This window comes from Streptomyces gardneri (genome assembly GCF_006539185.1).
Taxonomy (GTDB): domain Bacteria; phylum Actinomycetota; class Actinomycetes; order Streptomycetales; family Streptomycetaceae; genus Streptomyces; species Streptomyces gardneri.
Window position 1 is genome coordinate 37225 of sequence record NZ_BJMN01000007.1, and the last position, 19312, is coordinate 56536.

Sequence of the window (19312 nt, forward strand, 5' to 3'; positions counted from 1 at the left end):
TCCACGTCTACGGCGGCTGGCTGCTGCACTGAAGACCGTCAACAAGCAAGGAGACGAACCGAAATGATCGAACGAGTCCGCGCCGTCCTCGTCACCCCCGACGACACGATGCTGGTCATCCGCCGCACCCGGCCCGGCATCCCCGAGTACTGGGTCCTTCCCGGCGGCGGCGTCGAACCCGGCGACGCGACCCGGGAGGCCGCCCTCCATAGGGAGATCCACGAGGAGATCGTGGGGAAGCCCAACATCGTTCGCCTCCTCCACACGATGGAGTCCGACGACGAGCGCCAGCTCTTCTACCTCGCCCGCATCGCGACCTGGTCCTTCGACGACCGCACCGGCCCCGAGTTCAGTGCCGAAGGCCGCGGCGAGTACGCGCTGGAGGAGGTCCCGCTGACTCTGGAGGGGCTCGACGGCATCGACCTCAAGCCCGAGGAGATTACCAACGTGTTGAGGGGAGCCATCGGCGCCGGGAGCCTTGGAGCCGGGGTACCGCTCTGAGCCTGCAAGCAGATCGAGATCGACATCCCGTCGGGGCCGGCTCCGAGGAGGGTCGGCCCGGACGGCGATCCCCGGTCCTACCGGGGCTTCTCGTCCTGCCCCGGCAGCAACCGCAGGGCGAAGACGGAGCCGTCGGCGTGGACGGAGACGGGGCCTCGTCAGCTCTTGTCGAAGGTGAGCCGGGGGCGAGTGTCGCGGCCGGCGTGGACGACGGCGCGGTACTCCTCGACGTCGCCCCTGGCGAGGAGACGGAAGAGTGCCTGGTCCACGCCGGAGAACGCCTCGACGTGAGGACCGTTCAGGCGGAAGACGTGGTCGGTGCCGACGTACTCGGTCCCCAGGAGCTTGTGGGCAGTGTCCTGCACACTCGTGCTGGCCGCGTGTCGTAGGCCGGTGAAGCGTTTGTGACCCTGCGGCTCGGTGAGGTAGCGGGCGGATGGCGCGGCCGGAGCCCGTAAGGGCCATGAGGCCCGCCGCGGTGGTGTGGGCCAGGGACTCCTGGAACCAGGCGAAGTCCTTCGGCTGCACGTGGCAGCCCCGCACCGGATCGGGAGCCACCAGGCCCTGGCCGGCGGGTGGATGTCCGGCATCACGTTCGCTTGCGTCGGAGACGCGTCCAGGTTCGGCTCCCGGCCCTCCGCCGGGGACAACCGGCCGCCGCTGCCCGGCGCCTCAAGGGCGTGGACGGCCATTGTGCCCCCGTCCGTCGGGATCTCCGTGCTGCACAGCAGGGCCGGGGTCTCGTTCCACGCACCGATGTGGACCGCTTCGGTGTGGACGGAGGCGGAGGCCAGCTGGTCGGCGGAGGCAGCGGAGTTGCCGTGGTCGCCCTTGCAGGCGAGGGGGAAGACGCGGGACGCCTCGCCCGGCCGCCAGACCTCGGCGAAGTACTGGGGCCAGTAGCGGTACTTCACCTTCTCGCCCTTGTCCCGGCTGGTGAGGGCCCAGCCCGCGCGCGATGCCGTGTCGGCGGGGACGATCGTCACCGAGTGGCCGGGGAAACGGCGGCGCAGCATGTGCTCGGCGGGGGTGAGCGCGAAGCCGATGTCGAGCTCGCCGGACTGCAGCGACTTGTTGTCGCAAGCACCGTCAGCTGGGAACCGGCCCTGGGCAACGTCTCTTCCTCAGGTCGTTCGAGGGGTTCCTGTTGACGCTTCATCCCATCGGCGTAGCGTGAATCTAGGCCCTGTCCATTGGCAGGCGGCCTCGGGGCTCGCGGGAAGTTCCACCGTTGGACGCCGCGCCGCTGCCACAGGCACCACGCCTTCCGAGCCAGGGCAAGAGGAGCGATGGCCATGGGTAACCTCTCTGTGGACCAGCTGCGCCAACGTGTGCGTGGCGCGGTCGTCACTCCCGGGGACAAGGCCTACGACGAGGCCCGCAAGGTATACAACGCCATGATCGACAGACGGCCGGCCGCTGTCGTGCGTTGCGTCAACGCGGGTGACGTCATGGCGGCCGTCGACTTCGCCCGGGAGAACGGGCTCGACCTGGCGGTCCGTGGCGGCGGGCACAGCGTGCCCGGCTTCGGCACCTGTGACGATGGCGTGGTCGCCGACCTGTCCGCAATGCGTGGCGTCCGCGTCGACCCCGTGCGCCGGACGGCGCGTGCCGAAGGCGGCGCGACCTGGGGCGACTTCAACGCGGCCACCCATGCCTTCGGCCTGGCGACGACCGGCGGGATCATCTCCACCACCGGCGTCGGCGGCCTCACCCTGGGCGGCGGCCTCGGTTACCTCGACCGCGGACTGGGCCTGAGCTGCGACAACCTGGTATCGGCCGACGTGGTGACCGCGGACGGCCGGCTCGTCGTGGCGAGTGAGCAGGAGCACGAGGACCTCTTCTGGGCGCTGCGCGGCGGTGGTGGCAATTTCGGCGCGGTGACCTCCCTCGAATTCCGGCTCAGCCCCGTCAAGGACATCTACGGCGGGCCGATCCTCTTCGAACTGGACAGCGCCGGCACGGTCCTGCGCTCCTTCCGGGACTTCATCGCCGACGCGCCGGAGCAGCTCGGCGGGTTCCCGGCCTTCCAGATCGCCCCGCCGCTGCCGTTCATCCCCGAAGACCGGCACGGCGAGCCCTTCGTCCTGATCGTGTCGTGCTGGGCGGGTCCGCCGGAGGAGGGCGAGCGGGCGCTCCAGCCCTTCCACGACTTTGCCCCGGTGGTCGCGGAGCACGTCGGCGTCATGCCGTACCCGGCACTCAACAGCGCCTTCGACGCGCTCGTGCCGCCCGGTCTCCAGCACTACTGGAAGGCCAACTTCGTGACGGAGCTGAGCGACGCCGCGATCGAGGCGCACTTGGTGCACGGCCCGCGCCTGCCCGCCGTGAACTCGACGGTCCACATCTACCCGATCAACGGCGCCTGCCACCGGGTCGCCCCGGATGCGACGGCCTTCGCCTACCGGGACGCCTCCTTCGCCACCGTCATCGCGGGCATGTGGCCGGACCCCGCCGACAACGAGGCCAACACCGCCTGGGTCCGCGACTACTACGAGGCCACCGCCCCGCACTCGGAGGAGGGCGGCTACGTCAACTTCATGGCGGACGACGACCAGGGCCGCATCCGTGCCAACTACAAGGGAAACTACGACCGCCTCGTCGAGGTCAAGCGCACGTACGACCCGGGGAACCTCTTCCACCTGAACCAGAACATCAGGCCTTAGCGGGTGTCTCACGTGGCGGGATTTGCGAGCCTCTGCGTTCGCCGGACTCGATGCCGGGCCGAGCGATGTGCGTGACGATCCGGTCACGCTGCCACGCACCATCGCGGTCGCGGCTTGGGTCAGGACGGCGACGGCCCCGATGACGGCTGTGATCCGCTGTCCGGCGATGAGGCAGTGATGGCGGGGGCGGAGACCAGAAACGGGGCGTTGCCCGGGGCCCTCCCCATGCGAGGAACCTCTTCGACCGCGGGTCACATCGGTCCGTGCTGAGGCCAGGGCCCGGTCTGGCCACGGCGGATGTGCGGCCCGCATCGGATCTCGTCTTGGCCGGTGCTCTCGGCCGGGCTGCGAGGGGGCGGGGGCCCGTGCATGCTGGCTTTTGAGGCGGTGAGTGTCGGGCCCGCCGGGCCGGCCGTCCTGGATGAGGGTGAATGCCGGTGTGGGGCGAAGGGGAAGCGTACGAGCCCTACATCGGGCGGTGGAGCCGGCAGGTGGCGGTGGAGTGCGTCCGCCGGCTGGACGTCGCGGAGGACAGCGACTGGCGGGACATCGGCTGCGGGACGGGTGCCGTCACGCGAGCGGTCCTGGACGTGGCCGACGCCCAGCGGATGGCCGGGCGTCGGTGGCGATCAGCGGCCTGGTCCTCAACTTCGTCCCTTGCTCCCGAGCGGGCCGTCGCAGAGATGGCCCGCATCGTGCGCCCGGGCGGCACGCTCGCCGCGTACCTCTGGGACTACACCCAGGGGGCATGGAACTCATCCGCTACTTCTGGGAAGCCGCCGTCTCCCTGGACGAGGGCAGCCGGGAGCTGGACGAGGCCCTCCGGTTCCCTCTGTGCGCGCCCGGTCCGTTGGACGAGTTGCTGCGAGCGGCCGGCCTGGCGGACGTGGAGGTCGACGAGATCAACATCCCCACACGCTTCAGGGATTTCGACGACTGCTGGGCCCCGTTCCTGGGCGGGCAAGGGCCTGCCCAGTCTTACCTCGCTTCACTGCCGCCGAAGGGGCAGGACGCGTTGCGCGAGCGTCTGCGCGCTCGCGTACCCATCGAGGCCGACGGTTCGATCGCCCTCACCGCTCGCGCCTGGAACGGCCGGGGAAGACGTCCGACCCGCTGACGTCAGGTTACGGGCCTCACGCCCCCTACGGGGAGGGGAGTGGGAGCAGGCCGGGACAGACGATTCGCCCCGCCTGCGCCGTGCCAGCCGGTCGCGACGGGGTACCAACCGACGTTCCCGCCTGCGGCGTCCCGTCTCTCGCCGACCCTGGCGCTTCAGGCATAGGCACGCGAGTCTGCGCTAGCAGATGAGGGTGCAGGCGATGCTGGTGAAGGCGAGGAAATGCTCGGCTTTGCGCCGGTCGAGCATCATGTGGCCAGCGTCCTCCCCGTCACCGTCGCGACGGCCCAGCCGACACGCCCGGCTCCGCGCATGAGGTGCCTCCTCATCCGGCTCTCACTTCCCTCCTGGACCGCTCCGTTCCGTACAGCGTGCACATGTGGCACCCGCACGATGACGAAGCGCAGCCGGGAGAACCCCCGATCGGCGGCGAAACAGACGCTGCCGCCGCGGCCACCTCCATCCGCCGGTCGATCCTGTCCCGCTCCCAGGTGCTGGTGTCGACGTACTTGTCGTGGCCGTAGCCGCGGTCACCCAGCACCACGTCAGGCCGGCGTCGAGGTCGGCCACGCCGGCCGCGCACGGGCGGCACGGCCTGGAGGAGCGGGATCAGCTGGGTGACGTCGCTGCGGGTTGCCACCGGTCAGGTGGCTGGAAGCGGGATGCCGGTGGCGTCGGTGATCAGGTGGTGCTTGCTTCCCACCCTGCCCCGGTCCACTGGGCTTCGTCCGGTATTGGGTCTCCTTTTAACGCCCGGATGTGGGACCCGTCGACCGCCGCACGGGAGAAGTCCAGAACGTTCGCGCCGCGGAGTCTGGCGAGGAGGACCTCGCGCAGAGGACCTCGCGCAGAGGTTCCACACACCAGCCTCAGCATCATCAGGAGTCCTAAGCGCCGGTGGGCTCGGGGTTCGGTTCCAGCAGTCGCTCGGCGAGCTGTTGGAGCTGGACCCCGCGGGATGCCTTGACCAGGACGACGTCCCCGTGTCGGAGCGTGTCGCCGAGCAGCTGGAGGGCGGTGTCCTGGTCGGGAAGGTGGACGGCGCGCGTGGTCCTTCGCATGCCTGATGGCTCATCAGGTAAGTCAGCATCCGGTCAGCATGAGTCGCCAGGCAATCCCGAGCGATTGCCTGTAAAGGCGTCGGTGACGGCGCGAAACCCCAGGTAGGGAGCCATCTCGCCTGACCGGAGCGATGTTCCTCACAAACATCGAATAGGGGTGTCGGTGTAAGGTCGAGAGCGCCCTTGACCTGCACAAAGCAGGCAGGGAGCCGTCTCAGAGGAGTCCCGAATGCTGCGCACTCTGTTCAAGTCCAAGATCTGACTATTTGGCGTCGCCGCAGGTCAGGGGCATCATGTGTCCCCCTCAGGTCAGCAAACGGTCAGCATGCGTCCGCATGGTGTCCCCGTTTGCTGACCTTCGACCTGCAGTGCGGCGACTGAGCGCGGTTCTTGGGCTGGAACGGATGGTGCGTCACATGGCTCGACAGCTCGCCCGCGGCATGGGGTCCTTCTTCAAGGACTGCGGCTGCGCGAAGCCCACCCGCTGCCCTCACCCGTACATGATCCGTTTCCGCGACGCCCTCGGCAAGCAGCGCGAGGAGTCCGGTTACGGCACGCAGGACGATGCGATCGAGCGCCTCACGCAGCTGTATGCGGAGAAGAAGACCACGGCGCCGTCCGTGGCGGCGGCCCGCCGTGAGCTGGGTCAGCAGACGGTCGAGGAGTACGCGAAGCAGTGGCGGCCTCGGCAGCGCAAGATGACGGACTACTCCACCGGCTGGCACGTCGACAGCTCGATCAACGTGCACATCGTCCCGCGCCTGGGGTCGCGGAAGCTGAACTCGGTCACGCCGCTGGTGGTCGAGCGGTTCCTGGACGAGATGGAGAGCGACGGGGTTGGCCGAGGCAACCAGGTGAACATCTTCCGGGTCCTCAAGACCATCCTTCGGGACGCGTACGCCAAGGGGGGGCATGGCGGACGACCCGGTGAAGGGAGTCCAGGAACCGGAGTACGTCCGCGAGCAGGTCGCCATCCCATCCCTCGCCTACGTGAAGAAGGCACTGACGGTCGCCGACGAGGACCTGGCACTGGAGATCGTCATGATGGCGGGATGCGGCCTGCGTAATGGTGAGGCGCGGGCGGTGAACGTCCACAACGTCGTGGCCCAGGACGTGTACCGGGTGCGCGAGCAGATCCACTCCAACACGCTCAAGCCGGCGAAGCTGAAGCACCGCAAGACGGGGGAGTTCCGGGAGGTTCCTCTGCCACGATCGGTCCGGGAGGCGATCGAGCACTACGCGGCCAAGCACGGCACCACGAAGGAGGGCTACCTCCTGTGCGGCCCGGGCGGCTATTTCACCGAAGGCATGGAGCGACGCCGGGTGAAGAGGCTCTTCGAAGACCTCCCGCCGGAAGAAGGTGTCGGGATGTACGGCTTCCGGCACTACTTCGCCTCGAACGCCCTCGACAGCGGCATCCCGATCACCGACGTGGCGGAATGGATGGGCCACAAGTCCATCGAGGAGACGTACCGGACCTACCGGCACCTGATGCCGGGCAGCATCACCAAGGCCGCACGGATCCTGGACGCCGGCCTCTGGGAAGCAGCCTGAAGGGCGGTTAGAGCGACACATGACCTGTTGAGGTGGCGAGGAGATCTTCTTGAAGTCGTCGCCCTCAATGCGCTGACCTGCGAAGATCGCTGTACGAGGTGTGCTGACCTGGGGCTTTGCTCGTTTCTGGGGCTTTCACGGTGACGCCGTTTTACGCGTTCGATTCTCCCCAGCCACTCCCCGGGGCAGCTCCATTCTCCCCAGATTCTCCCCAGCGAACGCTGGTTCCGGGTGGTGTTTCCGCTGGTCATTCGGCTCTTCCTGGACCTGCGAGACGCTTACGCGCTGTATCGGCGGGGCGCGCGGCGTGTGTCGGACCGGTAGGTGATACCTGACTGTTGGAAGCAGGGTCATGGCTGTGGAGGGAAGGGTGGGGCGGTTAGCAGGGAATACAACCACCACCGTTTTCGCTGAGATCGGAGGCTCGGCGTACCCCGGGGTTCGTGCTGGTCGAGGGGTGCGTCTACACGGCGCGGCGCTGGGTCCTGAAGGCAACCGCCGCTTGGACATGTACACAGGCCCGCCCGTGGAGCGGAGGCGTCATCCGCGCGGGCCCGCGAGGCGAGGCCAAGGCGTCATACGAGGCCGCCGTCGACACCATGCTGAATCCCGGCGTGTTGCCGTCGAACGGTGCCCGCGTGGAGTTCCTCGCCACGCCGCTGTTCCACCGCGACGGGGCGCTCGTCGCCACACCGGTGTTCGTCGCCCTCTCCACCTGCCGGCGGAACGGGGACGCCGGCGGCTGATGCGCCCGTGTCCTCCGAGCGGCCTGCGTTGGGCCAGTGACGCGTGCACTGGTCTGGACGCCCCACGTCGGGGCCGGTGCAGTCCGCGGCCCCCGATTCCGTGCTCTGGCGTCGGGGCCGTGTCAGCTCCCCCGATGCATGCGAAGGTCCCGATCTCCCCGAGCGGTCGGGGCCTTGCTCATCGTGTCCATCAGGCCCCTGGTCCGTGATCGCCAGAACCGGCCCCTACCCGTCCGTGGCGTGTGCCCGGATATGCGGTGAGTAACCCGGCGATGACCGCCCCGCGACCCTCCGCGTCACCGTTCGAGGTCGATTACCTGCCCACCGGACACACGGAAATCTATGTCGGCCGGAGTAGACATTGGGTGGTGGCGTGGTTATGGTTTCTCTCGTAGCCCAGAGAGACGGCAGGGCCTGGCAGGGACGAACTGCCGGCAAGCAGTACCAGCAGTACAGGTAGTTGCAGTGAGCAGGACGGTGCGGCGGTGGAGTTTCGAAGCCAGGTTGTTGCAGGACGGCGACGGGACCGACGGCCGGACCGGGTGGCCCGCAGTGATCAGGGGCCGCCGTGAGCGGGACCGCGGTCATGGCAGGTGCGGTACCCGTGAGTGCAGTGCGCAGTACCCAGCAGTGAAGTCAGTGAGCAGTACCCCTGGTGAAGGCGTCGGCTGCGGACGCGCGCACCGGGAAGTTCGGCAGTGGGGTTCTAAGCCAGAGCAGACGCAGGACGGGCGACGGGGCTGGCTGCCGAAGTGTGGCGCTTTCACAGGCCACTGAGTGGTTCGCATCACCAGCAGTACCCGCAGTACGCAGTACCCCGTAGTAAGTAGTTGATCACCGAGGAAGAATGGAGGAACTCGCGCCATCAGGATCGCCCGGGCGGAAGTCTGAGCCCGGGTACCGCAGGACATCGATATCGAGGTGGTCTCCGGTCAAGCAACCGCGATCCCCGCACCCCCGACAGCAGCCAGGTCGGGTACGCGGACACAGAACGCCGGCGCAGTATCAGGGCCGGCAGGTGGTGTAGAAGTTCCTTCGGGGCCCTGGTGCCAGTACGGCACCAGGGCCCCTCCACGCGTTCCACGAGAGAGGTGCAGATGACAGCAGACGACTCGTACGGCCGTCTCGACGACGACGACTACCCCGCCTACACGATGGGCAGGGCCGCCGAAATGCTCGGCACCACACAAGGATTCCTCCGCGCCATCGGCGAAGCCCGCCTCATCACCCCGCTGCGCTCGGAAGGCGGCCACCGCCGCTACTCCCGCTATCAGCTGCGCATCGCCGCCCGCGCCCGCGAACTCGTGGATCAGGGCACACCGATCGAAGCCGCCTGCCGCATCATCGTTCTGGAAGACCAGCTCGAAGAGGCCCAGCGCATCAACGCCGAATACCGCCGCGCCACCGAAACGGCCCACCCGCCGGCCCCGGCCTGAGGCGGTGCCAGCCCGCCGGGACCGCGCACTCACCCAGGGATACGTTTCCTCTGGTGACAGGCTGTGCGGACGTGTACCGTCCCCGTTAGCTGTCGTGGTTCGGAAGTTCCCTTTGCCCACGCCTAGGCGTGGGCGTTTTGCTGTGCTGTGCCGCAGGAACCAGGGCGATCACCTCCGTCTTCCGCAGGGTGCGGGAGGCGTCCATCGACTGGAAGGCATGAACATGGCTACCGGAACTGTGAAGTGGTTCAACGCTGAGAAGGGCTTCGGCTTCATCGCCCAGGACGGCGGCGGCCCGGACGTCTTCGCCCACTACTCGGCCATCAACTCGACGGGCTTCCGTGAGCTCCAGGAAGGCCAGGCCGTCACGTTCGACGTCACCCAGGGCCAGAAGGGCCCCCAGGCGGAGAACATCAACCTCGCCTGACCCGTTCCACCCGCCGGTGGAGGTGGAACCGGGGGCACTGGGCTCAGGGCGCACGGCTGCTTCGCGTGTTCCGGGTTGAGTGTCCCCGGAACCCGCTCATGGCCTCGTCGCCACCGTGGCACTGGCGGTATGAGCAGGGCCCGGCGATGCCGGGGGGACCTGGCGCAGTGGGCGCTGGTCGAGGCGAGCGCGCGCCGGTCGCCGAGCTGCATCGATGTTCACCGCGGCCCTACTGCCAGTAACGTGCCGCGCCGCGATGCGGCAGACCTGTGGCCGACTCTCTCCTGGGGGATGATGTGTATGTGAAGAGCCTGGCTGCTGGCGCTCACCCTGGCGGATTGCCGTGTCGGCGCGGGCGGGGCTCGTCGAAGGGACCGTGGCCGTGGCTGCTGGGCAGAGTGAGCTTCCTCGGCTTCTGACCGCAGCGGAGACGGCCGCGCCGGTGGAGGCCGTCGACGTCGTTGCGCGGGATCTGCGTCGGCGGTTCGAGGCCGTCGAGGGCTCCTTCCTCATCGTGGACCTGACGGGGAGGGCGGTGGCCCGGCTGTCCACCACCGCTGCGGGGGAGGGCGGCCGGGGAGCGGAACGGATTCCCTTGCTCGGCAGCGTGTACGAACATGTGCCGTACCCAGCGGCTGTACCAGGAGGCGACCCACCGCGGACACCGCGTGATCGCGCCGGTCACCAACCGGGGGGACGCGATCGGGCTCCTGGAACTCCTTCTGCCGGCCGGACCCGGCGAGGGCACCCTCACCGCGGTCGAGGAAGCCGCGCACGTACTGGCTTACGTCGTGATCGCCAACGGTCGCTTCACCGACCTCTACACCTGGGGCAAGCGCTCCAGACCGCCCACCCTGGCCGCGGAGATCCAGTACCAGCTGCTTCCCCCGTCCCTGTCGTGCGAGGCGGCCCAGTTCACCCTGTGCGGGAGCCTCGAGCCCTCCGAAGACCTCAGCGGCGACACCTTCGACTACACCCTGGACCGCGACACCCTGCACGTGTCGGTGACCGACCCCATGGGGCACGACATCGACGCGGCCCTGGCCGCCACCGTGCTGGTCGGCGCCTTGCGGGGCGCCCGTCGCGCAGGTGCCGGCCTGGTGGAGCAGGCCCATCTGGCGGACCAGGCCCTGGCCGACCACGGCCAGGGCCACGCCACGGGGCAGCTGTTGCGCATCAACCTCCACACGGGGCGGTCCCAGCTCGTCAACGCCGGTCACCCCTGGCCACTGCGACTGCGCCAAGGGGTCGCGAAGGCGATCACCTGCGAGGTGGACCACCCCTTCGGACTGTCCGTCCCCGTGCCCCACCCGTACCGCGCTCAGGACGTCGACCTGCGCCCCGGCGACCGACTGCTCATGTTCACCGACGGCATGCTCGAGCGCCACGGAGAGAACGTCGATCTCCCCGGCCTGTTGGAGCGCACCCGGAACCTGCACCCCCGCGAGGCCGCTCTGGCCATGACTTCAGCGGTACGGGGCGCAGCCGGCGACCGACTCGAGGACGACGCCACCGTGATGTGCCTGGACTGGCACGGCCCTCAGGAGACCCAGCGGCAGGTCAGCTCCGGGGCGGACACCCACCAAGCCTCGCCCGACCGCCCGAAGCCGTAGGCTCGGCCGTACCGGCCGCGAGAGCGAACGCCGCAGAGCAGCGTGGTTGCCTTCGGCCGACGCGGTCGGCCGGCCTTCGGGGTCTTCTCCCGGATGCAGCCGCGCTCGATCCGTCTGGCCCCACGGCAAGCACGGCGAAAAAGCCTGGCGTCGATGCCGTTGGGGTCGTAGATGCCGGTGAGCGGGCCTGTGAGGAGTTCGAGCTGGATACCGCCGGCCTGGAGCTCGGCGGACATGCCATCCCTGGTGAGAGCTCAACCCCTGTCGCGACCCTGGCACTGGTAGTCCCCCCGAGAGCGCTGGGCCAGGTCCTGCCCGCTCCCCACTCAGCCCGCGCTGAACGCGCTGCCCGACATGGCCGCCCCTCGGCCCCAACGGCCTGCTCGCGGAGAACAACCTCTGCTCCCCGCGTTAGAGGCGACGGGCTGGTACTGGGACGAGGGCGAGGTCGCCGACCTCGACTCGACAGCGGAGCGCATCAGCGCGCACGACGACCTGCACATGGGAATGGACGGCCGATGACCCGCCTCTACCACTTCGCATGGGGTGACAATTCGGGCGGTGAGGGCTCCCGAGTGTCTTCTCGTGGCCGGCTGGCCGGGGCGGCCGCCTCCGCCTACGGCATCCGCCGGTTCACCGTATGTCCCGGCTGATGAACATCTCTGCGGGGTGGCGAAGCGGCCCTCGGTGCGTATCGAGCTGGGACCTGACCTGGCCGGCGCGGATGTGCACCAGGTAGGCGAGGTGCTCGCCGCCCGGGCGGGAACCCGACGCGTAGCCAGAGGTGGTCGGCAAACACGGCATCCCGGGAGACGCTGACGACAGCACTGTCAGCGGGCCGGGTCACCGCGGCGGAAGGGCCGGACGGGTGACGTCAGGGCACGGCGGGACGGGCGGCGGCGATCCACCGCTCCGAAGGGGCCGATGGTCGGGCATGGACAGTGACGCGGCGTGGTGTCAGACCGACCTTCCCGGCCTCGAAGTCCACCGTGAGGGAGACGCGGTGCTGGGGGTCCGTCTGTTCGGATGGCAGGAGGTGCTGCCGCGATCTCTTGTCGCCGCCCTCCATGTCGATGGCCACTGACGATCGACGTCCACGCAAGAGGGCGACCAACCGAGAATCCCCCGTCCTTAAACCGGTCCGCTGCCCCTTCTGCGCTGATGATGGACCTCTGCCGCCGGATTGAAGCCCGGCGAACGGTCCGCGCGTGACGTCGACCGGGTTCGCGACGGCCCGACGTGACGGCCTTCTCGGCGTGAGCGTGAGCGAGCAGGCATCCTCCGGCTCGCCGGCCTCGGCTCATCGTGGCTCGGCGGTCAGCCGCACTGCCGTGCTGCACATGGACTACGTTCCGCGTTCTTGCGCACTGGCGTCCCTACCTCCGAATCGTGGCCGAACCGCTCAGGCCGGCCCGGGCCGGCACGACCAGCGATTGGATCGCCCGCCTTGTGAGGGCCTGCCAGGTCGTTGGCCGGAGGGGCGATAGGGGTTCTCATAGGGGTGCGGCGCAGCGGAAGCCCGCGTGCCCGCTGGAGCTGTCCGGGCTGTTGGCGCTGCGGGCCGCGACGCGGTAACGGTTGCAGTAGGACTTGTGGCACATGTGGGAGCCGCCTCGGATGACCTTTTCGGTACCGGCGGCCGGGCCCTTGGGATTCACCAGGGGGCGGGCTGCGTCGTGGTCGGTGGTCCACCAGTCGGTGCACCACTCCCATACATTGCCGGCCATGTTCCACAGGCCGAACCGGTTGGGTGAGAAGGCGTCGACGGGGGCGGTGCCGCGGTAGCCGTCCTCGGCGGTGTTCTTCGCGGGGAAGTGCCCGCGCCAGATGTTGCAGCGAAAGGCTCCGTCCGGGTTCAGCTCGTCGCCCCATGGATAGCGCTTCTGTTCCAGGCCGCCGCGCGCCGCGTACTCCCACTCGGCCTCGGTCGGTAGCCGCTTGCCCGCCCACCGCGCGTATGCCGCCGCGTCGTTCCAGGACACGTGCACCACCGGGTGCGCGCCGCGACCCTCCAGCGTGCTGCCCGGCCCCTCGGGGCGATGCCAGGAGGCGCCCTCGACGCCGCACCACCACGGGGTGCCCTCGGGCCGCGGTGCGCCGCGCCGTAGGTCAGCGGGGAGGAAGCCGGCGAACACGTACGACCAGCCGAACCGCTCGGCGTCGGTCTGGTATTCGGTGTCGGCGACGAAGGCCGCGAACCGTTCGTTGCTGTCCCCCGCCTCGGATCACGAAAGCTGAACTCGGTCACGCCGCTGGTGGTCGAGCGGTTCCTGGACGAGATGGAGAGCGACGGGGTCGGCCGAGGGAACCAGGTGAACATCTTCCGGGTCCTCAAGACCATCCTGCGGGACGCCTATGCCAAGGGGGGCATGGCGGACGACCCGGTGAAGGGCGTTCAGGAACCGGAGTACGTCCGGGAGAAGGTGGCCATCCCGTCTCTCGCCTATGTGAAAAGGGCGCTGCTTGTCGCTGACGAGGACCTCGCGCTGGAGATCGTCATGATGGCGGGATGCGGCCTCCGGAACGGCGAGGCGCGGGCGGTGAACATCAACTATGTCGTGGCGCAGGATGTCTACCGGGTGCGTGAGCAGATCCATTCCAACACGCTGAAGCCGGCGAAGCTGAAGCACCGCAAGGTGGGGGAGTTCCGAGAGGTGCCCCTGCCACGGTCGGTGCGGGAGACGATCGAGCGCTACGAGGCGAAACACGGCACCACGAAGGACGGCTACCTGCTGCGCGGTCTGGGCGGCTACTTCACTGAAGGCATGGAACGGCGCCGTGTGAAGAGGCTCTTCGTGAACCTTCCGGCGGAGGAAGGGGTGGGGATGTACGGCTTCCGGCACTACTTCGCCTCGAACGCGCTTGGGAACGGGATCCCCATCACCGACGTAGCGGAATGGATGGGCCACAAGTCCATCGAGGAGACGTACCGGACCTACCGGCATCTGATGCCGGGCAGCATCACCAAGGCCGCACGGATCCTCGACGCTGGCCTCTGGGAGGCAGCCTGATTGCACCGTTTCGGGGAACAACAGGTTCTTCGTCTCCTGGTGGCACAGGCTTCGTGTGGCCGCCGACCAGCGGAGACGGCAGAGAATCGGTCGACCAGCAGCTGGCTGGGCAGCGCACGGTCCGGATCTTGGTTTGAGCCTGCGCGAACAGGTCGTCGACGCGGGAACAGCCTGCGGTGAACTGGGGCTTGGGCACGGGCAGCACGTAGCCGAAGTCCCGACTGCAGCAGCCGACGGAAGCGGCTCTCCTGCCCGTAGGCAGCGTCCGCGGTAACCCAGGTGATGGGCATCGGCGAGGTGACGGCGCGCAGCACCATGCGCCGGGACGGTTCGTCATTCGTGGCGAGCTCCCGGTCGTCGGGGACTTTGGCGGCGCGGCATCGTTCGCGGTCCTCGGTCCAGGACTTGGGCAGGTAGAGCTAGCGGTCGGCCAGGGCCCGGCCGCGGGTGGCGACATAGGCGGCGAAGACGTTGAGCTGGCAGTTTTCGGTGCGTCCGAGGGTCCCGGAGTGCTGAGGCTGGAGCCTGGCGTGGCGGGGACGGGGTCGCCGATGGCTTCTCTATGGACCGTTGACTGCCTGTAGCGCTGGATCCCGATGCTCGCCGGAGTCGTCGCCGCGTTCGTCGCAGGCAGCAGGGCCGCCCGGGCTGTGGCGGGCGTCCTGTGGAGCGTCATCTCCCCGACGGCCGCCTTCAGTCACCTCATGGCACGCGACGATCCGGCGGGAGTCGCGCAAGCACACCAGGCGGCTCGACAGCCCCGTCGCCGCCGCATCGTCCGTTCCCGCCGGACACGAGGGCGAGAGTTCTTACTCTCGGGAAGGGAGCTGCTCCGGGACGTCGCCGGGCTCGACGTGCTTCTCCGGTGCGTCCTCCTTGCCGAACTGGCGGGCGGCGCGGTCGAAGTAGCGGAGAAGTTCCACCGGGAAGGGCATGACGAGCGTGGAGTTCTTCTCCGCGGCGACCTCGACGACTGTCTGCAGCAGGCGCAACTGCATGGCCTCCGGGGTGTCGGCCATGATCCGCGACGCGTTGGCCAGCTGCTGAGCGGCCTGGAACTCGCCGTCCGCGGTGATCACTCGGGCCCGCCGCTCGCGCTCCGCCTCGGCCTGCCGGGACATCGATCGCTTGAGCGACTCCGGCAGCTGTACGTCCTTGATCTCGACCCGGTCGATGTGGACGCCCCAGCCGGCCGCCGGGCTGTCGATCATCAACGCGAGGCCCTCGTGGAGTCGTTCGCGGTCGGAGAGGAGGTCGTCCAGGTCGCTCTTGCCGATGATCGAGCGGAGGGAGGACTGCGCGACCTGGCCGACGGCGAAGACGTAGTCCTGCACCTCGATCGTGGCCTGCGCCGGATCGACGACCCGGAAGTAGACGACCGCGTCGACCTTGACCGAGACGTTGTCCCGGGTGATGCCCTCCTGCGTCGGGATCGGCAGGGTCACGACCTGGACGTTCACCTTCCGCATCCGGTCGGCGAAGGGGACCAGGAAGGTGATGCCGGGCTGTCGATGGCCAGGCAGCGCCTTGCCGAGGCGGAACACCACGCCCCGCTCGACCTGATTGACCACGCGCAACCCGCTGCGCAACAGCAGCAGGATGAAGACGACGGTGATCACGGCTCCGACGACTGCGCCATCCATGACGGCTCACTCCCTCTTGAATTCGTTCTCGACATTCGGCAGGACGTCCGTGGGGGAGTGTCGGATGCAGGGCGAGACGTCAGGAACGTGTCAAAGTCTGCGTGCGCCTCGGCCCATTCCTCGCATGTCCAGAAGGAGACGCTGCCGGTTCCGCCGGGATGGCCCGTCCCGTACAGGCCGTGCGAGCGGGGAGGCCACGCTCTGCTGATCCGGCTTCGCAGAGCGTGGCGGAGGTCGGCGCGCATGATGGAAGGAGAGCGTGTGGGTGCGACAGACCGGCAGGAGCTCGTCGATGCCGCGTGGACGATTGCGGATCTATCTCGGGGCAGCCCCTGGGGTGGGAAAGACGTATGCCATGCTCGAAGAAGGCCAGCAGCTGCGCTCGATCGGGGCCGACGTGGTCGTCGGTTTCGTCGAGCCGCATGGGCGGCGGCCGACCGCCGCCCTGGTCGAAGGGCTGGAGACCATTCCCCGGCGGAGCATGACGCATCGCGGAGCGGCCTTCACGGAGATGGATCTGGACGCGGTGCTCGCCTGCCGCCCGCAGGTCGCCCTGGTCGACGAGCTGGCCCACACCAATGTGCCCGGCTCCCGCAACACCAAGCGATGGCAGGACGTCGAGGAACTCCTGGACGCGGGTACGGATGTCGTCACCACGCTCAACGTCCAGCACCTGGAGTCCCTGGGCGACGTGGTCCGGCAGATCACCGGCGTACCGCAGCGTGAGACCCTGCCCGACGAGGTCGCGCGCCGCGCGGACCAGATCGAGCTGGTCGACCTGGAGCCGGAGCTGTTGCGCCGTCGCATGCTGCACGGCGAAATCTATCCCTCGGACCGCGTCGAGGCCGCCCTCACCCACTACTTCCGCGTCGGCAACCTCACAGCTCTGCGGGAGCTCGCCCTGCTGTGGCTCGCGGACCGCGTGGAGGAAGGCCTGCAGCGCTACCGTGCCGAGCACGGCATCACCGCCCCCTGGGAGACCCGCGAACGCATCATGGTCGCCCTGACCGGTGGCCCGGAGGGCGAGACTCTGATCCGCCGGGCTGCCCGCGTCACCGCCCGCACTCCCGGCAGCGAACTCCTGGCGCTTCATGTCGTGCCGAGCGACGGACTCGTCCACGCCGATCCGGCTGCCCTCACCGCCCAGCGTGCCCTGGTGGAGTCGCTGGGAGGCAGCTACCACCAGACGTCCGGCGAAGACCTCCCCGCGACCTTGGTGCAGTTCGCCGAAGCCGAGAACGTCACCCAGATCGTGCTGGGCGCCAGCCGGCGGGGACGGCTGTCCACGTTCCTGTACGGAAGTGTGGGACACCGGACGATCCGGCGATCCGGCCCCATCGACGTACTCGTCGTGACCCACGAGCACGCCGCAGGGGAGTCCTCCCCCCTGCGGCTGCCCCACCCGACCCGAGCCACCGGGCCGCGGCGCTTCTGGGCCGCGATGCTGATGACGGCGGTCGCACTGCCGGCCCTCACCCTGTTGCTGGCCGCCCTCCGTGACGACGTGGAGCTGGCCTTTGTTCTGGTGCTGTATCTCCTGACCATCGTCGTCATCGCACTCGTCGGTGGGCTTGTCCCTGCTCTGCTCGCCGCTCTGGCAGCGGGCCTGCTCGCCGACTACTACTTCACCGCGCCACTGCACTCGCTGCATGTCGAGCGCACCTCCGACGTCCTGGCCCTCGTCGTGTTCGTGGTCACGGCCGTCGTGGTCGGCATGGCCTCGGGCACGGCCGCGCGCCGCACCTACGAGGCTGTCCGCGCGAGATCCGAGGCTCGGGCGCTGAGCAGGCTGGCTGCCGCCCTGATGCACGGCGAGGGCCTGGCGTCTCTCCTCGAACAGGTCCGGGAGGACTTCGGCCTGGATGCGGTCAGCCTGCTGGCGGAAGACACGGAGCACCCAGCCGCGCCTCGTTGGCACATGGTCGCCGGCGCCGGTGAGGATCCCCCGGAACGCCCGTACGACGCGGATGTGGAAAGCCCCGCCGCCGACGGACTGATACTGGCCGCCCGAGGCCGATCGCTGAGCAGTGACGACCGGCTTGTACTCGAAGCGTGTGCCGCGCAGTTGGTGATGGCACACGTGCACGGCCGGCTTGCCGCCGTGGCGGCCGAGACCGGCCTTCGTGCCGAGGCCGAACACACCCGGGCGTCCCTGCTCCTCGCCGCGAGCCGTGACCTGCGGGCCCCGCTCCGCACCGCCGATGAGGCGCTCCACCGCCTTTCCAGCCTCCCTGCCGGGCCGGACAGCCGGCCGCCCGTCCGGGAAGTGGAGCGGTTCCTCGCCACAGCTCGATCGTCGGTGCGCCGTGCCGTCCAGCTCGTCACGGACCTCGACGACCTCAGCCGTCTGCACGCGGAATCCCTCGACATGTATCCGCGCCCGGTCGACCTCGACGAAGTGCTGACCGCGGTCCTGGACATCCTCGGTCCCGGCAGCCAGCGGATCCGCTGCAGCCTGCCGGAGCAGTTGCCCGACGTGATCGCCGACGCGGCAGTGCTCACCCGCGTTCTGGCCGCGCTGGCGGCGGAAGCCCTGCGCCACGCCCCACCCGAGCGGCCCGCGGACCTGACCGCCGAGACGGGGCCCGGACGCCTGGCCATTCTCGTGACGGACGGGACCACTGGCGATGCCGACGGTGTGGTGTCCGGGAAGCAGGAGGGCCGAACGACGGACAGCGTGATCCTGCGGCTGTCCCGCGACCTGGCCGAGGCCATGGGCGGCACCCTGGCACCCGTCGCGGCCCTGCCGGGATTCGCGATGGTGCTCACGCTTCCGACGGCGGGCCCCCTGGCGTCGCGGAAACCGGCGTAGGCGCGTCAGAGAAGTGTCAGGCGCACGCGGAGGCCATGGTCTGCCGCTGTCCTCGGGCGTATGCAGGGAGCGCAGATGTCCGAAGGTGCGTACGCCGAGGGGTGATGGAGCGATGAGCGGTGCCGAGGGGCGGCGCGTCGTGGTCGGAGTGAGTGGTTCGATGGGCAGTCTGACAGCGCTGCACCGGGCCGTGGACGAGGCACGGCGTATCGGGGCGGAGCTGGTGGTCGTGCTGGCCTGGCTGCCACCGGACGGTGAGGCGGCTCAGCGTCACGTGGTGACCCCTCCGGCGATCGACTTCCGCCGGGCGGCGGCGGACCGGCTGCTCGAAACCATCGAAGACGCGTTCGGCAGTGACGGCCCGGGGGTGCCCTGGCAGGGCATGATCGCGCGTGGTCATCCGGGCCCCGCACTCGTGGAATCGGCTGACCGCGACGGTGATCTCCTGGTGATCGGCGCGGGGCGACGCGATGGTCTGCGGCGGCTGCTGTTCCCGTCGGTCGTCCGGTACTGCGTCGCCCATGCCGCCTGCCCGGTCCTCGCCGTACCGCCCTCGCCCCTGCTGAGCGACCTCGCTTCCGCGCACCGCCGGTTCAACCGGTGGCTGCGGTTCGACGCCCGTCAACTGACGGAGGGCACGCCCTGACCGAGCCCCGCTCCTCCTGCCGCCTGCATTCCGTCAGGAGCGCGTTACGGGGCAGGGGAATCCCGTCAAGCGCCCGTCA

General features: G+C 69.1%; 15 protein-coding genes and 3 pseudogenes. 12 read left to right on the forward strand and 6 right to left on the reverse strand.

Going from position 1 to position 19312, the window contains the following annotated elements; translation table 11 throughout:
* Window positions 1–63 precede the first annotated feature (63 nt).
* The gene (locus tag SGA01_RS05475) at window positions 64–501 is read left to right on the forward strand and encodes an NUDIX hydrolase (RefSeq protein ID WP_141293872.1); all 438 of its coding nucleotides are present in this window, start codon (window positions 64–66) and stop codon (window positions 499–501) included.
* Between the two features lie 158 nt (window positions 502–659).
* Here SGA01_RS05475 and SGA01_RS05480 read toward each other — a convergent pair whose 3' ends face one another.
* The gene (locus SGA01_RS05480) at window positions 660–1517 is read right to left on the reverse strand and encodes a hypothetical protein (RefSeq protein ID WP_141293874.1); all 858 of its coding nucleotides are present in this window, start codon (window positions 1515–1517) and stop codon (window positions 660–662) included.
* Window positions 1518–1796: 279 nt separating this feature from the next.
* Here SGA01_RS05480 and SGA01_RS05485 point away from each other — a divergent pair, with 279 nt between their 5' ends.
* Window positions 1797–3167, forward strand: a complete 1371-nt coding sequence (locus tag SGA01_RS05485) for an FAD-binding oxidoreductase (protein ID WP_141293876.1) — start codon at window positions 1797–1799, stop codon at window positions 3165–3167.
* Window positions 3168–3915: 748 nt separating this feature from the next.
* Window positions 3916–4284: a hypothetical protein gene (locus SGA01_RS41755; protein ID WP_229918313.1), complete on the forward strand. Its 369-nt coding sequence runs from the start codon at window positions 3916–3918 to the stop codon at window positions 4282–4284.
* A gap of 505 nt (window positions 4285–4789) precedes the next feature.
* On the opposite strand, the pseudogene SGA01_RS41760 reads toward SGA01_RS41755, so the two are convergent.
* Window positions 4790–5257, reverse strand: a pseudogene (locus tag SGA01_RS41760) (transposase); the annotation flags it as partial.
* The gene (locus SGA01_RS05500) at window positions 5172–5345 is read right to left on the reverse strand and encodes a hypothetical protein (RefSeq protein ID WP_229918314.1); all 174 of its coding nucleotides are present in this window, start codon (window positions 5343–5345) and stop codon (window positions 5172–5174) included. The pseudogene SGA01_RS41760 and the gene SGA01_RS05500, both read right to left, overlap by 86 nt.
* 416 nt (window positions 5346–5761) lie before the next feature.
* On the opposite strand from SGA01_RS05500, the gene SGA01_RS41765 reads away from it, so the two are divergent.
* The 6 genes and pseudogenes from SGA01_RS41765 (at window position 5762) to SGA01_RS05525 (ending at window position 11121) form a co-directional block, all read left to right on the forward strand.
* On the forward strand, window positions 5762–6412 hold the full coding sequence (locus tag SGA01_RS41765; protein ID WP_229918315.1) for a tyrosine-type recombinase/integrase: 651 nt from the start codon (window positions 5762–5764) through the stop codon (window positions 6410–6412).
* Window positions 6336–6899: a tyrosine-type recombinase/integrase gene (locus SGA01_RS41770; protein ID WP_229918316.1), complete on the forward strand. Its 564-nt coding sequence runs from the start codon at window positions 6336–6338 to the stop codon at window positions 6897–6899. The genes SGA01_RS41765 and SGA01_RS41770 overlap by 77 nt, the downstream gene beginning before the upstream one ends.
* A gap of 443 nt (window positions 6900–7342) precedes the next feature.
* Complete coding sequence (locus SGA01_RS05510; RefSeq protein ID WP_141293878.1) at window positions 7343–7645, forward strand: hypothetical protein; 303 nt, start codon at window positions 7343–7345, stop codon at window positions 7643–7645.
* A gap of 1097 nt (window positions 7646–8742) precedes the next feature.
* Complete coding sequence (locus SGA01_RS05515; protein ID WP_141293880.1) at window positions 8743–9081, forward strand: MerR family transcriptional regulator; 339 nt, start codon at window positions 8743–8745, stop codon at window positions 9079–9081.
* Window positions 9082–9304: 223 nt separating this feature from the next.
* Window positions 9305–9508 (forward strand): cold-shock protein, encoded by a 204-nt coding sequence (locus tag SGA01_RS05520; protein WP_030052720.1) that lies wholly within the window; start codon window positions 9305–9307, stop codon window positions 9506–9508.
* A 442-nt stretch (window positions 9509–9950) separates the two neighbouring features.
* Window positions 9951–11121: pseudogene (locus tag SGA01_RS05525) on the forward strand (PP2C family protein-serine/threonine phosphatase).
* Window positions 11122–12614: 1493 nt separating this feature from the next.
* Here the strand turns inward: SGA01_RS05525 and SGA01_RS05530 are convergent.
* A pseudogene (locus tag SGA01_RS05530) lies at window positions 12615–13331 on the reverse strand (formylglycine-generating enzyme family protein); the annotation flags it as partial.
* Between the two features lie 45 nt (window positions 13332–13376).
* Between SGA01_RS05530 and SGA01_RS05535 the strand changes: the two are divergent.
* Entirely contained in the window at window positions 13377–14132 is a 756-nt protein-coding gene (locus SGA01_RS05535; RefSeq protein WP_229918565.1) for a tyrosine-type recombinase/integrase, read from the forward strand.
* On the opposite strand, the gene SGA01_RS42780 is transcribed toward SGA01_RS05535, so the two are convergent.
* Both SGA01_RS42780 and SGA01_RS05545 read right to left on the reverse strand, forming a co-directional pair.
* Window positions 14057–14545 (reverse strand): transposase, encoded by a 489-nt coding sequence (locus SGA01_RS42780; RefSeq protein WP_174867216.1) that lies wholly within the window; start codon window positions 14543–14545, stop codon window positions 14057–14059. The genes SGA01_RS05535 and SGA01_RS42780 overlap by 76 nt on opposite strands.
* A gap of 396 nt (window positions 14546–14941) precedes the next feature.
* Complete coding sequence (locus SGA01_RS05545) at window positions 14942–15775, reverse strand: slipin family protein (protein ID WP_141293882.1); 834 nt, start codon at window positions 15773–15775, stop codon at window positions 14942–14944.
* A 292-nt stretch (window positions 15776–16067) separates the two neighbouring features.
* On the opposite strand from SGA01_RS05545, the gene SGA01_RS05550 reads away from it, so the two are divergent.
* Both SGA01_RS05550 and SGA01_RS05555 read left to right on the forward strand, forming a co-directional pair.
* Complete coding sequence (locus SGA01_RS05550; protein WP_141293884.1) at window positions 16068–18587, forward strand: sensor histidine kinase; 2520 nt, start codon at window positions 16068–16070, stop codon at window positions 18585–18587.
* Window positions 18588–18699: 112 nt separating this feature from the next.
* On the forward strand, window positions 18700–19233 hold the full coding sequence (locus tag SGA01_RS05555; protein WP_141293886.1) for a universal stress protein: 534 nt from the start codon (window positions 18700–18702) through the stop codon (window positions 19231–19233).
* Window positions 19234–19312 lie beyond the last annotated feature (79 nt).